This is a genomic window from Streptomyces sp. RG80 (assembly GCF_040446465.1).
Taxonomy (GTDB): Bacteria; Actinomycetota; Actinomycetes; order Streptomycetales; family Streptomycetaceae; genus Streptomyces.
Map to the genome: position 1 here is coordinate 429472 of NZ_JBEAAJ010000002.1, position 14800 is coordinate 444271.

A 14800-nucleotide genomic window follows, 5' to 3' on the forward strand; every position below is an offset into this window, starting at 1 on the left:
GCGGCTGGTTGTCCTTCATGGTCACCCAGATGCGGCGCCCGGGGAAGACCGCGGGGGTCGTGCGAAGCAACAGTCGCCGCACACACCCCCGCCGGGGACCCGGTAGTAGAGGCAGCAGCTGCGGCGCCGGAAGGCGGTGCCGGTGAGGGTTCCGGTGCCGGTGAGCAGGGGGTGGGTGAAGAGCTCGGCGGTCAGGGCGCGGGTGCGGGCGGCGGCGTCGCTGCGGCCGTGGGCGCGGGCCCAGCCCTCCAGCTGCCGGGCGGCGCCGGCCAGCGCGGAGGCCGCGTTGCCGCGCAGCAGGCCCGTCGCGACCCGGTACCGGGTGCGCAGGGCCGCCGCCAGCGGTTCGAGGTGGCCCTCCAGCACGGCCTCGGCGAGGGTCGCCGCGTCGCCCGGCAGCGGACGGACCTCGGTGAGCCACAGGTCGTCCGGGGCACTGCCGTCGGCGTCCCAGCGCACCAACCGGGCGTCCAGGTCGGGGATCCGGCCGTACAGGACCGCGCAGCCGAGCGCGGCCGACCACAGACGGGCCGCGAGTCCCTGCTGGGCTACGGAGGCGGCGATGCGTGGCTCGGGGGCGCGCAGAGCATCCCGGGTCTTTTGAACACGGAAAGTAATAGAATTTCCGTAAACATCCTTTTTCTCGATGTCGTACACCTGAGCGAGAGTGGGCAGGCTTGAACGCGGTGCTGCGCCCGTACGTAGGAGAAAGAAGCCGCCGAGCGGGCGGAGCGCGGCGAGATCGGCGTCGAGGTCCACGAGGAGCAGTAGTACCAAGGCCCCTAGGGGTTGCCCTCAGAAGGGCTCTGCGTGGTGTCACCCACCTTGGGGAGGACCCACCCTCCGTAGTACTCCATCGGCAGTAGGACCCATTGCCTGCTCAGGTACGACGACGGGAATGGCTTTTCGCGGCATCGTGTTGCACATGGAAGCCGACCGTTCGCCGCGCCGGGGCATCAGCCCCTGCCTCACGCAGAGGAGCAGCTCATGAGCGCCCTCGCGTTGTCCGTGGTCCTGTCGCTCGTTTCCGCCGTCGCGTACGCCGGTGGGGCGATCGTCCAGGAGCAGGTCGCGGTGTCCTCCCCCGAGCAGCAGTTCGCGCCGTTCCGGCGGGCGAGCTGGTGGGCGGCGGTCGCGCTGAACGGCCTGGGCGGGCTGCTGCACGTGGTGGCGCTGGCGTACGGCCCGCTGAGCCTGGTGCAGCCGCTGGGCGCACTGACGATCGTCTTCGCCCTGCCGATGGCGGCGCTGTTCGTCCGCCGCAAGGCGGGGGCGACGGCCTGGCGCGGCGCGATCATGGCGACCGTGGGTCTGGCCGGTCTGCTCTCCCTGGTCGGCGCGTCCGACGCGCAGTCGCTGGACACCACCCAGCGGGTGGCCGTCGCGACGGCCACCGCGCTCGCAGTCGTGGCGCTGATGATCGCGGGCCGGGCTGCCCACCGGCACCCGGCGGTGCGCAGCATCCTGCTCGCCACCGCGTCCGGTATCGCCTTCGGTATGTCCTCGGTCTTCACCAAGACCGTCGCGGTCGACTGGACGGGCGGCGTGAGCGCGGCGGACGTGCCCTCCCTCGCCGTGATCGGCGTGCTGGCCACGGCCGGTGTGCTGCTCTCGCAGGCCTCCTACCGAGGCGCCGGTCTCGCGGCCCCGCTGGCCACCCTGACCGTCGTCAACCCGGTCGCCGCGGCCGCGGTCGGCATCACGATGTTCGGCGAGAGCTTCCGCTACGGCACCACCGGCACCCTGCTCGCGCTGGGCTGCGGTGTGGTGGCGACGGGCGGTCTGATCCTGCTGACGACGGAGCGGCTGGCCCGCACGGAGCCGCAGCCGCAGCCCCTGCCCGAGCCCGCAGCGGCACCGACGGTGCCGAAGCCCGCCACCCCGGCCGACGCTGCCACCACGGTGACCGCCGAGAAGCTGCTGGCCGGCCTGGCCGAGACCGCCACCGCCGAGGAGCTGCTCGCGGCCCTGCCCGAGCAGTCGGCGGTCCGGGAGGAGGTCCTGATCCCGGCACCGGAGTCGGCCCAGGACGCCGCACCGCAGCTCCCCGCCGACTCCCCGGTGTACCTGTACGGCCCGCTCTACGGCGCGTCGTACGTCCCGATGCCGGTCCTCGACCGTCATCGCACGCGAGTGAAATCCTGACCGCGCGCGATCACGCCCTCCGAGACCGAGACCTCAGAGCCTGACGCCGCCCGCTCGCAGATACGCGACCGGATCGACGTCGGTGCCGAAGCCGGGCCCCGTCCGCACTTCGAAGTGCAGATGCGGGCCCGTGCTGTTGCCCGTGGACCCGGAGCGGCCGATGCGCTGACCGGCACCCACGCCCTGACCGCTCTTGACGGAGATCGCCGACAGATGCGCGTACTGGCTGTAGCGGCCGTCCGCGTGCCGGATCACCACCTGGTACCCGAACGAACCGGCCCACCCCGAGCTGACCACCCGCCCCGCCGCGACCGCCTTCACCGTGGTGCCGGTCGGGACGGCGAAGTCCACACCGGTGTGGTAGCCCTTCGACCAGGAGGAACCCGCCTTGTGGTACGGCGTTCCGGTGGGGGCGGCGACCGGCGCGACGAGGGAGCCGCTGCTCTGGTCGGTGTCGTCCGAAGTCTTGTTCTCCCGGGACGACTTGGAGCCGGTCGACGACTGGTCCGTCGAGGTCTGGCCGGTCGAGGTCTGGGTGGTGGTCGTCGCCGCCTTGCCGCGCAGACTGAGCCGCTGCCCCGGCAGGATGAGGTCCGGATCGGCGCCGATGGTCTTGCGGTTGGCGGCGTAGAGCCGCTGCCAGCCGCCCTTCACCTTCTCCCGGTCGGCGATGCCGGAGAGGCTGTCGCCGTGGACCACGGTGTACATCTCGGCCGTCCCGGCCCGGGACTGGGGCGTGGTCTGCGGCTGTACGTCCGCCACCGAGCTCTTGGCGGACCCCGCGGGGTGGATGTCCGGGGTGTCGCCGCCGCGGGTGAGGCCGGCCTCGACCGAGCACACCGGCCAGGCTTTCGGCCCCTGTCCGTCCAGCACCTTCTCCGCCACCGCGATCTGCTGGTCCTTGGTGGCCAGATCTGCCCGCGGCGCGTACCGCGTACCGCCGAACGCCTCCCAGGTGGACTGGGCGAACTGGAGCCCGCCGTAGTACCCGTTGCCGGTGTTGATGCTCCAGTTGTTGGTCGACTCGCAGGCGGCGACCTTGTTCCAGGTGTCCACGTCGGCCGCCTGGGCCGTACCGGCGCCGATCAGCGGGATCGCCATTCCGGCGCCGCCCGCCGTGACGGTGAGTGAGGCGCGGTTGATCCTGTTCGGCTGATACCGGCGGTGCCGGCCGCGTACGGCCATGGAGCTCCCCCTCGACCTACGTGCATACGTGCATACGTCAGGAGGGCCAAAAGTAAGCGCCCCGAACAGGCCATGACAAGACGGCAATCGGCCGCGCTGGCCGCCGGCCGACCGGGAATCGGCCTGTGCCGCACCACGGTTGAGGCGGGTGGGGCCTGTCGCACGTATCTGGCTACGGAACGTCACAGGGCCGGACATGCGCCCGACGTACCGGCAAGTCAGGATGGTCGTTGGGGCGATACTGGCTGGCACGAACGGCACCACCGATAACGGATCCTCTAGGAGCCAACCGAATGAGCACTTCAGCGCAGATCGGCGTCACGGGCCTCGCGGTCATGGGCAGCAACCTCGCGCGGAACTTCGCCCGCAACGGATACACGGTCGCGGTGCACAACCGGACGGCGTCCCGTACGCGCGCCCTGGTCGAGGAGTTCGGCGGCGAGGGCGACTTCGTCGCGGCCGAGACCGCCAAGGAGTTCGTGGCGGCGCTGGAGCGGCCGCGCCGCCTGGTGATCATGGTGAAGGCCGGTGACCCGACCGACGCGGTGATCCAGGAGTTCGCCCCGCTCCTGGAGCCCGGCGACATGATCATCGACGGTGGCAACGCGCACTTCGCCGACACCCGGCGCCGTGAGCGCGAACTGCGCGAGCAGGGCATCCACTTCGTGGGCACCGGCATCTCCGGCGGCGAGGAGGGCGCGCTCAACGGACCGAGCATCATGCCCGGCGGGTCCCCCGAGTCGTACGAATCGCTCGGCCCCATGCTGGAGAAGATCTCGGCGAAGGCGGCCGACGGGGCGCCCTGTGTCACGCACGTCGGTGCCGACGGCGCCGGGCACTTCGTGAAGATGGTGCACAACGGCATCGAGTACGCCGACATGCAGCTGATCGGCGAGGCCTACCAGCTGCTCCGCGATGTCGCCGGGTACTCGCCCGCGCAGATCGCGGAGATCTTCCGGACCTGGAACACCGGCCGCCTCGACTCCTACCTGATCGAGATCACCGCCGAGGTGCTCTCCCACGTGGACGCGGCGACCGGCAAGCCCTTCGTGGACGTGGTCGTGGACCAGGCCGAGCAGAAGGGCACGGGCCGCTGGACCGTGCAGATCGCCCTCGACCTGGGCGTCCCGGTGTCCGGCATCGCCGAGGCGGTCTTCGCCCGCTCCCTGTCCGGGCACGCGGACCTGCGGGCCGCGTCCCGCGGGCTGGCCGGGCCGAAGGCGACCGCGCTGAGCGAGGCGGAGGCGGGGGCGTTCGCCGACCGGGTCGAGCAGGCGCTGTACGCCTCGAAGATCGTGTCGTACACGCAGGGCTTCCACGAGATCGCGGCCGCGCGCGACGAGTACGACTGGGACATCGACCTCGGCGCGGTGTCCTCGATCTGGCGCGGCGGCTGCATCATCCGTGCGGCGTTCCTGGACCGGATCCGGGCCGCGTACGACGCGCGGGCCGATCTGCCGAGCCTGCTCTCCGACGAGACGTTCGCGCGGGAGATCGCCGACGCCCAGGACGACTGGCGTGAGGTGATCGTCGCGGCGACCCGGCAGGGGGTGCCGACGCCCGGGTTCTCGGCGGCGCTGGCGTACTACGACGGGCTGCGTTCCGAGCGGTTGCCTGCGGCGCTTACTCAGGGGCAGCGGGACTTCTTCGGGGCGCACACGTATCGGCGGGTGGACCGGGAGGGGTCGTTCCACACGTTGTGGGGTGGGGATCGGTCCGAGGTCGACGCCTAGTGACTCGGGTGGTGCGGTCGTAGCGCGTGTGCAGGGGCGCGGGGCTGGTCGCGCCCGCGCGGCGGAGCCGCAAATCGATACAGCCCCGCGCCCCTGGGTGTGTCGGCCGTACCCCGTGTCGCTACGTGAGCGGTGGTCCCGGTTCCGGGTTCGGGATCGGTTCCGGGTCCGGGGGGATCGGTTGGGGGCCCGGGCCCGGAGGTGGGGTAGGGGTCGGGGGCTGTGGGGGTTCCGGGGTCGGGGTCGGGCCCGGGGTGGGGCCCGGGTGGACGGGGTCCGGGAAGGGGTTGGTCATGGTGTCCTCCGGCCAGTGGTGACGTCGGCTCTGTGGACTACTGCCCCGCCTACCCTCAGAAGCGGCCCGGATGCGCCTTCAGCCACTCCTTCGCCGCGCGCAGCAGCTCGGGGTCGGCCGGTGGGGCCTGCTCGGGGTGGCGTTCGGCCCACTTGACGACGTACGGGCACAGGGGGGCGACCACGGTGCCCTCGCGCTCGGCGACGGCGTAGAGCTCGCGGGCGAGGGAGCCCGCGATGCCCTGGCCCTCGTGGGCGGGTTCCACGATCGTGTGGACGGGGACCAGGGCGCGCCCGGGCGATTCGAGGACGAAGTACTCGACACGGCCGACCACTTCGCCCTCGCCGAGGGCTTCCAGGCGGCCGGCCGCCCGGTCGTCGCGGATCTCGATGTCGCTCATGGGCACGCTCCTGGAAGAAACCGTCTCTGGGTCAGGCCGGTACGGCCTGCGGGCTGCGCTGCTGTTCCGAGCCCGGCACCGGCTCCGCCGGGTCCGCCCCCAGGGCCACGATCCGGTTGTCGCGGTCCACGTGCACGACCCTCGGCTCCAGCGCCCGCGCCTCGGCGTCGGTCACCTGAGCGTAACTGATGATGATCACCAGATCGCCGGGGTGGACGAGATGGGCGGCGGCCCCGTTGATGCCGATCACGCCCGAGCCGCGCTCGCCCTCGATGACGTAGGTCTCCAGGCGGGCGCCGTTGGTGATGTCGACGATGTGGACGAGCTCGCCGGGCAGCAGGTCGGCGGCGTCGAGGAGGTCCGCGTCGATGGTCACCGATCCCACGTAGTGCAGGTCGGCCTGGGTGACGGTGGCTCGGTGGATCTTGGACTTGAACATGGTGCGCAGCATCGGTGCAACTCCTGAAAGTAGGCTCCCTGCCTGCGTTCTTGCAGGTCAAGGGCTGTTTCCACACCGTACAGCGGCAGCGCGTCGGGCCGCGGGACGGCTGGGGTCAGCCTACGCAACGGGCTCGGGGGACGGTCGTGACCATCGCCACAGCCGGACCGCCCTACGATGACCGTCGGACCGGGAGGAGCCATGGCCATGGATGTCAGCAGTCGGGCCTACCGTGAGCAGCGGTGGGCGGCCCGGGTGGCGCTCGCCGCGGCCGGGCTCGCGGTGCTGGTGCCCGCCGGGTACGGCGGCGTGGGCGGGGTCCTGCTGCTGGTGGGCGGGGCGGTCGGACTGGCGTTGGCGGCGGCCGGGTTGTGGTGGACGCTGACGCTGCGCGGGCCGTTGAGGTGGGCCGCCGCGCTGCTGGCCGTGGCGGTGCCCGCGGCCCTCGTCGCCCTGTTCGCGGCGACCCTGTTCTGGGCGCTGCCGGTGTCGCTGGCGCTGTGGGGCGTGGCCGTGTGGAGCGGACGGTACGCGCTGCGCGGTACCGGTGAGCACCGGGTGCGGGTCAAGGAGCGCCGTACGCCGCCGCCGCGACGGCCGTTCCTGATCATGAACCCGCGTTCCGGCGGCGGCAAGGTGGGCCGGTTCGGGCTGGAGGAGAAGGCCGCGCGGCTCGGCGCCCGGGTCGTCCTGCTCGACCCCGACCACCCGCAGGACGTCGCGGCGCTGGCCCGGGCCGCGGTCGCGGAGGGTGCGGATCTGCTCGGTGCCGCGGGCGGCGACGGGACGCAGGCGCTGGTCGCGGCCGTGGCCGCCGAGCACGATGTGCCGTTCCTGGTCATCAGCGCCGGTACCCGCAACCACTTCGCCCTGGACCTCGGTCTGGACCGCGACGACCCCGGTGCCTGTCTCGACGCGCTCACCGACGGCGTGGAACTCCGGGTCGACCTCGGGTTCGCGGGCGACCGGCCCTTCGTCAACAACGCCTCCTTCGGGGCGTACGCGGCGATCGTGCAGAGCCCGTCCTACCGGGACGACAAGATCGGCACCAGCCTGGACCTGCTGCCGGAACTGCTGACCCGCCAGCAGGGGGCCAAGCTCACCGCCCGCGCGGGCGACACCACGCTGGACTCCCCCCAGGCCGTCCTGGTGAGCAACAACCCCTACCGGACGGGCGACCCCTTCGGGTTCGGCAGGCGCGACCGGCTCGACAGCGGCGCTCTCGGCGTTCTCGGGCTCCGGGTGGACAGCGCGGCGGAGGCCGCCGCGCTGCTGCTCGACCCGGAGCCCGACGGTCTCACCGTGCTGACCGCCCGGGAGGTGGTCGTCGAGGCCGACCGGACCGAGGTCGAGGTCGGCCTGGACGGCGAGGCCCTGGTACTGACCTCGCCGGTCCACTGCCGGATCGCCCCGGCGGCGCTGCGGGTCCGGCTCCCCCGCAAGCGCCCGGGGCTCGCCCGGCAGCAACCCCGGCTGGACTGGCGCCGGTTGCGCAAGCTGGCGGCGACGGTCGGCCGTACCGCCGCCCCCCGCCGCCACTGATCACTCCACGCCGGTCGGCCGCCGCGCCGCAGCCATCGCCCCGGACACGTCCGGCAGCGGCCGCAGCCGGTAGGTGTAGGCGTAGTCGCGGTCGGCGAACAGCTTGTACTCGTTGTGGGTGTGGGCGCCCCAGCTGTCGTCGCCGCCGACGCCCATCTGGTGGTGGGCCAGCCTGAGGACGACCTCGTCGCGGGGGTTCAGCTGGAAGTCGTGGCGTACCCCCACCGACAGGTCCTCCGGGGTGAAGTGCGAGGCGTTGACCTCCAGGAGCGGTTCGCCGGAGACGAGCAGGCCGGAGCCGTCGCCGCCGGTGAGGGCGATCCAGCGGACGTCGGTCTTGTTGCCGCTCTCCTGCGGGCGAAGGTAGGAGGTCCGCTGGCCGGTGACGGTGCCGGAGTACAGGCCCACGTCGGTGGCGTTGTCGCGGTCCCAGTGGTTCTCCTCGGGCCCCCGGCCGTAGTAGCGCAGCTTCTCCAGGCGGGCGGGCAGGAACAGCAGGGTGCCCACCTCCGGGATGTACGGCAGCGAGGCGGCGCCCGGGTGCAGGGTGTTGTCGACCTTGATCTCGGCGTTGCCGAAGACCGTGTAGGTGGTGGTGTACGTCGACTCGGTGGTCGTCGGCAGGGTGCCGCTGACCTTGATCTCGACGGCCCGGTCGCGCAGCGCGCGTACGGCGACGTTCGTGACCCGGCGGTCGGCACCGGCGTCGCGCCAGGTCTGGTTGCGGACGTGCTGGCCGTTGCCCCGGTCGTTGTCGGTGGGCGCCCGCCAGAAGTTCGGCGCCGGTCCGGAGGCGATCAGCTGTCTGCCGGAGGCCTTGTAGGAGGTGATGACACCGCTCTTCTTGTCGACGGTGACGGAGAACTTCTTGCCGGTGACGGTCACCGACGCCTCGCCGTCCACGAAGGCGAGCGCCGGAACACCGTCCAGCGGTGCCGGGGTCACGGCCGGGCTGCCCGCGTCGACGGCGAGCTGCTGCTTGGCCACCTCGAAGCCGGACCTGGCCCACTTCGTGGATTCCCTGGTGGTGAAGGAGAGTTGGAGGAAGTACTCGGCGCCCGGGGCCGGGGTGCCCGGCACCTTGTAGGGCACGGTGACGTCCTTGCTCGACAGGGGCGGTACGTCCAGCTGCGCGCGGGTGAGCTTGCCGCGCTGCACGACCTTGCCGTCCGCGACGAGCTGCCAACCGCCGTCGAACTCGCGGAGGTTGGTGAACAGGTGCTCGTTGGTGAGGGTCACCGTCCCCGCAGCCCTCGAAGCCCCTGAAGTCCCGGCCGCCCAGGTGGCGTTGACGGCCTGGTAGATCTGCTTGACCTCGGCGGACTTGCCGGTGAGGCCGCGGTCGGCGGTGACGATGCCGTCGCCGGAGAAGGCTCCGTCGTTGGGGTTGTCGGCCCAGTCGCCGCCGTAGGCGTAGAACGTCCGGTCGCGGGGCCGCTTCTCGGAGAGGTCCACGGTGGCGGCGTCGAACCAGAACCGCACGCCGTCGTCGCCGGGGGCGCGGCCGTCGGAGGCGAGTTCGGCGGCGGTCAGGGCGCGGGCGTACACGCGGGCCCGCCGGATGGTGCCGCTGAACTCGCGGGTGGGGTTGTCGACGTCGGTGGCCAGGGCCAGGGACGCGGTGTTGTTCGCGGGGCGCCGGGTGGTGGTGCGGGTGGCGCGCGCCTCGCCGTCGACGTGGAGGGTCAGGGTGCCCGTGTCGGCGTCGAAGACTCCCGCGACGTGGTGTTCGCGGCCGGTCCAGTCCTCGGGCAGTGCCCAGCTGACGCTGATCCACTGGCCGCCGCCGTAGAGGAAGAACTCCAGGGCCTTGTTGGTCTGTTTGAGGGCGTACTGGGTGTCGCCCTTGGCGATGATCGGCTGGTGGCCGCCGGTCACGTGCGGGGTGACCCAGGCCTCCAGGGTGAGGGAGCCGGTGAGGTCGAGGCCCCGGTCGCGGGCGAAGACGGTGCCGCCAAAGACACCCTCGGCGCGGGTGAAGGTGCCGCCGGCGGCCTGGATCTCGCCCTTCAGCGCGGCGGGCCCGGCCTCGGTGAACCGTTTGCGTGTCGGGGTGGGCCAGGCGAGGGCCTGGTCGACGAAGTCCCAGATCCAGCCGCCCTGGAGGACGTCGTAGCGGCGGACGAGGTCCCAGTACTTCTTGAAGTTGCCGTTGGAGTTCCCCATGCCGTGCGAGTACTCGATCATCACGTACGGCCGGGTGTCGGCGGTGTCCTTCGCGCGGCCCTCGACCCGGGAGGGGCTGTCGTACATCTCGGAGCGGATGTCGCTCATTCCCGGGCGGTCGTCGCCCTCGTACTGGACGACACGGGTGGTGTCGTAGGACTTGATCCAGTCGTACATGGCGCTGAAGGTGCTGCCGCCGCCCGCCTCGTTGCCCAGCGACCAGATGACCACCGAGGCGTGGTTCTTGTCGCGGTGGACCATGTTGCGGGCCCGGTCCACGCAGGCGGCGGTCCAGTCGGCGTGGTTGCCGGGATACTCGCCGCGGATGCCGTGGGTCTCGAGGTTGGTCTCGTCGACGAGGTAGAGGCCGTACTCGTCGGCGAGTTCGAGCCACTGCGGGTTGTTGGGGTAGTGCGAGGTGCGGACGCTGTTGATGTTCAGGCGTTTGATGATCCGGATGTCCTCGACCATGTCCGCGCGGGTGAGGGCCGAGCCGCGGACCGGGTGCATCTCGTGGCGGTTGGTGCCCCGGAAGGAGACCGGTTGGCCGTTGATGCGCATCAGGCCGTCCCGGAGCGCGAACTCGCGCAGGCCGACCCGGTGGGAGAGGGTCTCGATGACTCTGCCCGCGGGGTCGCGCAGCCGGAGCACCGCGGTGTAGAGGTCGGGGTGTTCGGCCGACCAGAGGCGTGGCCGGGGAACCGCCTTGTCGGCCTGTACGGTCGTCTCCTCGCCGGCGTCGAGCGCGACGGTCTGCTGGAGGGGCCGGGACCACACCGGGTGTCCGTCGGCGTCGTAGAGCTGGGTCTCGACGGAGTACCGCCCTGCACCCTTCCCGCCGTAGTCCCGCACGCTCGCGGTGACGGACAGGGCGGCTGCCTTGTAGTCGTCGCTCAGCGGGGTGTCGAGCCGGAAGTCGCGCAGGTGCACGGCGGGGGTGGAGTACAGGTAGACCGAGCGGAAGATGCCGCTCAGCCGGATCATGTCCTGGTCCTCCAGCCAGTCTCCGTCGGAGTAGCGGTAGACCTCGACGGCTATCTGGTTGGTGCCCGGCTTCAGGTGCTCGGTGATGTCGTACTCGGCGGGGTCGTAGGAGTCCTCGTGGTAGCCGACCAACTCGCCGTTGATCCACACGTAGTGGGCGGACTTGACGCCCTCGAAGTGCAGGAAGGTCCGCCGTCCCGTCCAGTCGCGCGGGACCGTGAAGGTGCGGCGGTACTGGCCGACGGGGTTGTGGCGGGTGGGGGCGGCCGGTGGCTGCGCCTCCTCGCCCAGGCCGTTGGGGCCCCACCAGGGGTAGGTGATGTTGATGTAGATGGGGCGGTCGTAGCCGTGCAGCTGCCAGGCGGCGGGGACGGGGATGGTGTCCCAGTCGCTGTCGTCGACGTCGGTGCGGTAGAAGTCCGGGTCACGGTCGTCGGGGCGGTCGGCGTACGCGAACCTCCATCTGCCGTCCAGGCTCAGCCGGTACGGGGAGCGGGTGCGGTCGGCGGCCAGGGCCTGTCCGGTGTCGGCGTACGGCATGAGGGTGGTGTGCGGCGGCTCGGATCCCAGCCGGAAGACGGCGATGTTTCCGTTCCACTCGGGAGTGGCCGCCCCCGGATCGGCGGCTCGTGCCGGGGTGATCGAGCCGGGCAGGGCGAGCGCGCCGAGGACGGCGGCACCTCCCTCCAGCAGACGGCGGCGGCTGACGGGAGTGACGGGGAAGTGCGCCATGACCGTGACCTTCCTCGGGACGACAGTGTGGGGGCACTGCTTGAGTGAGCGTCAGATCCTGTTCGGTGCTGTTGGGAAACCGAACGCACACTAGGTTGTCGTCCCGAGTGAAGCAATGTTGTTGTCGTTCTTTGTGTGAACCTGCGGGGTTGACGCGTTCCGTGCGACTGCTCTACGCCGCGGCCTCGATCTCCGGGATCTCACCGCCGCGCTCCTCGAACTGGGTCCGGTACAGCTCGGCGTAGCGTCCGGCGGTCGCCAACAGCTCCTCGTGCGTACCCCGTTCGACGATCTGCCCGGCCTCGACCACCAGGATCTGGTCGGCCGCCCGGACCGTGGACAGACGGTGGGCGATGACGATCGCGGTCCGTCCTTCCAGTGCCTCGGTCAGCGCCTCCTGGACCGCCGCCTCCGAGGTGTTGTCGAGGTGGGCGGTGGCCTCGTCGAGGATGACCACGCGCTGGCGGGCCAGCAGCAGCCGGGCGATGGTCATGCGCTGGCGTTCGCCGCCGGAGAGCCGGTAGCCGCGCTCGCCGACCACGGTGTCGAGGCCGTCGGGGAGGGAGTCCACGAGGGCGTCGAGTCGGGCCCGGCGCAGGGCGTCCCGCAGTTCCTCCTCGGTGGCCTCGGGGCGGGCGAGGAGCAGGTTGGCGCGGACCGTGTCGTGGAAGAGGTGGCCGTCCTGGGTGACCATGCCGAGGGTGGCGCGCAGCGAGCGGGCGGTCAGGTCACGGACGTCGGTGCCGCCGACGCGGACGGCGCCCTCCTCGACGTCGTACAGGCGCGGGAGCAGTGCGGCGATGGTCGACTTGCCGGCGCCGGAGGAGCCGACCAGCGCGATGGTCTGGCCCGGTTCGGCGCGGAAGGAGATGCCCTTGAGGACCTCGTCGCCGCCCCGGGTGTCCAGGGACGCGACCTCCTCCAGGGAGGCCAGGGAGACCTTGTCGGCGGACGGATAGCCGAAGCGGACGTCCTCGAACTCGACCGCGACCGGCCCGTCGGGGGCGTCGAGAGCGTCCGGCTTCTCCTCGATCAGCGGCCTGAGGTCGAGCACCTCGAAGACCCGCTCGAAGCTGACCAGGGCGCTCATCACCTCGACGCGGGCTCCGGCCAGGGAGGTGAGCGGGGCGTACAGCCGGGTCAGGAGCAGGGCGAGGGAGACGACCGCGCCGGGCTCCAGGGTGCCGCGCAGGGCGAACCAGCCGCCGAGGCCGTAGACGAGTGCCAGCGCCAGGGCGGAGACCAGGGTGAGGGCGGTGATGAACACCGACTGGGCGGTGGCGGTGCGGACGCCGATCTCGGCCACCCGTCGGGCGCGGGCCGCGAACTCCTCGGACTCCTGCTCCGGGCGGCCGAACAGCTTGACCAGGGTGGCGCCGGGCGCCGAGAAGCGCTCGGTCATCCGGGTGCCCATCGACGCGTTCAGCGCCGCCGCCTCCCGCTGCATCCGGGCCATCCGGGTGCCCATGCGGCGGGCCGGGATCACGAACACCGGGAGCAGGGCGAGCGCGAGGAGGGTGATCTGCCAGGACAGGGTGAGCATGACGGCGAGGGTGAGCAGCAGGGTGACGAGGTTGCTGACGACTCCGGAGAGTGTGTTGCTGAACGCTCGCTGTGCCCCGATGACGTCGTTGTTGAGTCGGGAGACCAGCGCTCCCGTACGTGTGCGTGTGAAGAACGCGACCGGCATGCGCTGCACATGATCGAACACAGCCGTCCTCAGATCGAGGATGAGCCCCTCGCCGAGGGTCGCCGACAGCCGGCGGCCGAGGATGCCGAGGCCCGCCTCGACCACCGCGATGAGCGCGATGAGCAGGGCGAGGCGTACGACGGTGCCCTCGTCGTCGCCCGTCACGATCGCGTCCACGACGTGCCCGGCGAGGACCGGGGTGGCGACGGCGAGCAGCGCGGTCGCAACGCCGAGCACCACGAACCGCGCGATGCGGGTGCGGTGCGGTCGGGCGAACGTGCCGATGCGGCGCAGCGTCGCACGGGCGAAGGGGCGGGTGTCGCGCTCGGCGTGCATCACGCTCTGCAACTGTGTCCAGGCTGTGGTTTCCATGCTCATGGGAGCGAACTTAGAACCTCAAGCGTTCTTGAGGTCAACATCCCCCGGACGGCGTTCCCCGGTCGTCCCGCCCCCGCTCGAAGGATCCGATGACCGTACGCAATGCTCCGGCCGCCCTCCCGCAACCCGCAGTTGGCGCGGTACGGAAACCCTCTGAGGACGTGAGCCCCCGTCGCGTCCCCGCCCGCAGGATCCGCCAGGTCCTGTGTCTGCTCCCGCTCGTGCTGGTCACGGTCGTCGCCGTGCAGCACCGCTCGGTCCTGTCCGAGGGCTTCGGCCATCTGGAGACCGCCGAGTGGCCCTGGCTGCTGGTCGCGGTCTGCGCGACCTGTCTGACCTGGGTCGCGGCCGCCTGCACCCGACAGGGCGCGGTCGTGCAGGAACTGCCCAAACGGCGGCTGCTGGCCACCCAGTTCGCGGCCGGCGCCGCCAACCACCTGCTGCCGACCGGGCTGGGCGCGAGCGCGGTCAACCTGCGGTTCATGACGGTGTGCGGGCTGCCGCTGGCCCGCTCCTCGGCCGCGCTCGCGCTGTATCTGCTGGCCGAGTCGATCGGCCGGCTGGCTCTGCTGGCCGCGCTGCTGATCGCGTTCCCCGACGCGCTGAGTCTGGGCGCCCTCCTTCCCGAGGGCGCGATCGGCGCGCTGCTGCCCGCCCTCGGTGTGGTGCTGCTGGTTGCGGCGGGCGTGCTCGTGTTCGTGCCGCGGGTGCGGGCGACCGTGACGTCGTTCCTGCGCACCGCGCTGGGCGAGGCGCGCGAGGTGCACGCCAGGCCCGCCCGGGCGTTCGCCCTGTGGGGCGGTTCGTTCGCCTTCCCAGCCCTCCAGGCGGCCGGACTGGCCGCGGTGGGGCAGGCGTTGGGGCTGCCGGTGCCGCCGCTGCACATGGCGGTGGCGTATCTCGCGGCGACGGTGGCGGTCGCGCTGGTGCCCACGCCGGGCGGGATCGGCTCGGTGGAGGCGGCGCTGGTGGTGGCCCTGGTGGCGGCGGGCGGTCCGGCGGCGATCGCCACGGCCGTGGTGCTGGCGTACCGGATCATCACCGTGTGGCTTCCGCTGGTTCCCGGGGCGTTGACGCTCGGGGCCCTGGTACGAATGAAGGTCATCTGACC

9 protein-coding genes and 2 pseudogenes are annotated in these 14800 nt (G+C 71.7%); 4 read left to right on the forward strand and 7 right to left on the reverse strand.

Annotation, left to right across the window (positions count from 1 at the left end; all coding sequences use genetic code 11):
- Positions 1-21: 21 nt before the first annotated feature.
- Complete coding sequence (locus ABKA17_RS07995; protein ID WP_353691184.1) at positions 22-777, reverse strand: (2Fe-2S)-binding protein; 756 nt, start codon at positions 775-777, stop codon at positions 22-24.
- Positions 778-987: 210 nt separating this feature from the next.
- Here ABKA17_RS07995 and ABKA17_RS08000 point away from each other — a divergent pair, with 210 nt between their 5' ends.
- Complete coding sequence (locus ABKA17_RS08000) at positions 988-2145, forward strand: DMT family transporter (protein ID WP_353691185.1); 1158 nt, start codon at positions 988-990, stop codon at positions 2143-2145.
- 33 nt (positions 2146-2178) lie between these two features.
- On the opposite strand, the pseudogene ABKA17_RS47920 reads toward ABKA17_RS08000, so the two are convergent.
- Both ABKA17_RS47920 and ABKA17_RS47925 read right to left on the reverse strand, forming a co-directional pair.
- Positions 2179-2577: pseudogene (locus tag ABKA17_RS47920) on the reverse strand (M23 family metallopeptidase); the annotation flags it as partial.
- Positions 2578-2681: 104 nt separating this feature from the next.
- Positions 2682-3330, reverse strand: a pseudogene (locus tag ABKA17_RS47925) (transglycosylase family protein); the annotation flags it as partial.
- Positions 3331-3623: 293 nt separating this feature from the next.
- Here ABKA17_RS47925 and gnd point away from each other — a divergent pair.
- A complete protein-coding gene (gene gnd, locus ABKA17_RS08010; RefSeq protein WP_353691187.1) occupies positions 3624-5063 on the forward strand; it encodes an NADP-dependent phosphogluconate dehydrogenase in 1440 nt (479 codons plus the stop codon).
- Positions 5064-5413: 350 nt separating this feature from the next.
- On the opposite strand, the gene ABKA17_RS08015 is transcribed toward gnd, so the two are convergent.
- Both ABKA17_RS08015 and panD read right to left on the reverse strand, forming a co-directional pair.
- Positions 5414-5758 (reverse strand): GNAT family N-acetyltransferase, encoded by a 345-nt coding sequence (locus ABKA17_RS08015; protein WP_353691188.1) that lies wholly within the window; start codon positions 5756-5758, stop codon positions 5414-5416.
- Positions 5759-5789: 31 nt separating this feature from the next.
- Positions 5790-6209, reverse strand: coding sequence for an aspartate 1-decarboxylase (gene panD / locus ABKA17_RS08020; protein ID WP_353691189.1), 420 nt, complete (start codon positions 6207-6209; stop codon positions 5790-5792).
- 189 nt (positions 6210-6398) lie between these two features.
- Here panD and ABKA17_RS08025 point away from each other — a divergent pair, with 189 nt between their 5' ends.
- Entirely contained in the window at positions 6399-7739 is a 1341-nt protein-coding gene (locus ABKA17_RS08025) for a diacylglycerol/lipid kinase family protein (RefSeq protein ID WP_353691190.1), read from the forward strand.
- On the opposite strand, the gene ABKA17_RS08030 is transcribed toward ABKA17_RS08025, so the two are convergent.
- Together ABKA17_RS08030 and ABKA17_RS08035 are read right to left on the reverse strand one after the other, a co-directional pair.
- Positions 7740-11621 carry a glycoside hydrolase family 2 TIM barrel-domain containing protein gene (locus ABKA17_RS08030; protein WP_353691191.1) on the reverse strand — a complete coding sequence of 1294 codons (3882 nt, stop codon included), beginning with the start codon at positions 11619-11621 and terminating at the stop codon, positions 7740-7742. It lies immediately after the preceding gene.
- Between the two features lie 172 nt (positions 11622-11793).
- Entirely contained in the window at positions 11794-13683 is a 1890-nt protein-coding gene (locus ABKA17_RS08035) for an ABC transporter ATP-binding protein (RefSeq protein ID WP_353691610.1), read from the reverse strand.
- Positions 13684-13898: 215 nt separating this feature from the next.
- Here ABKA17_RS08035 and ABKA17_RS08040 point away from each other — a divergent pair, with 215 nt between their 5' ends.
- Positions 13899-14798, forward strand: coding sequence for a lysylphosphatidylglycerol synthase transmembrane domain-containing protein (locus ABKA17_RS08040; protein WP_502994187.1), 900 nt, complete (start codon positions 13899-13901; stop codon positions 14796-14798).
- Positions 14799-14800 lie beyond the last annotated feature (2 nt).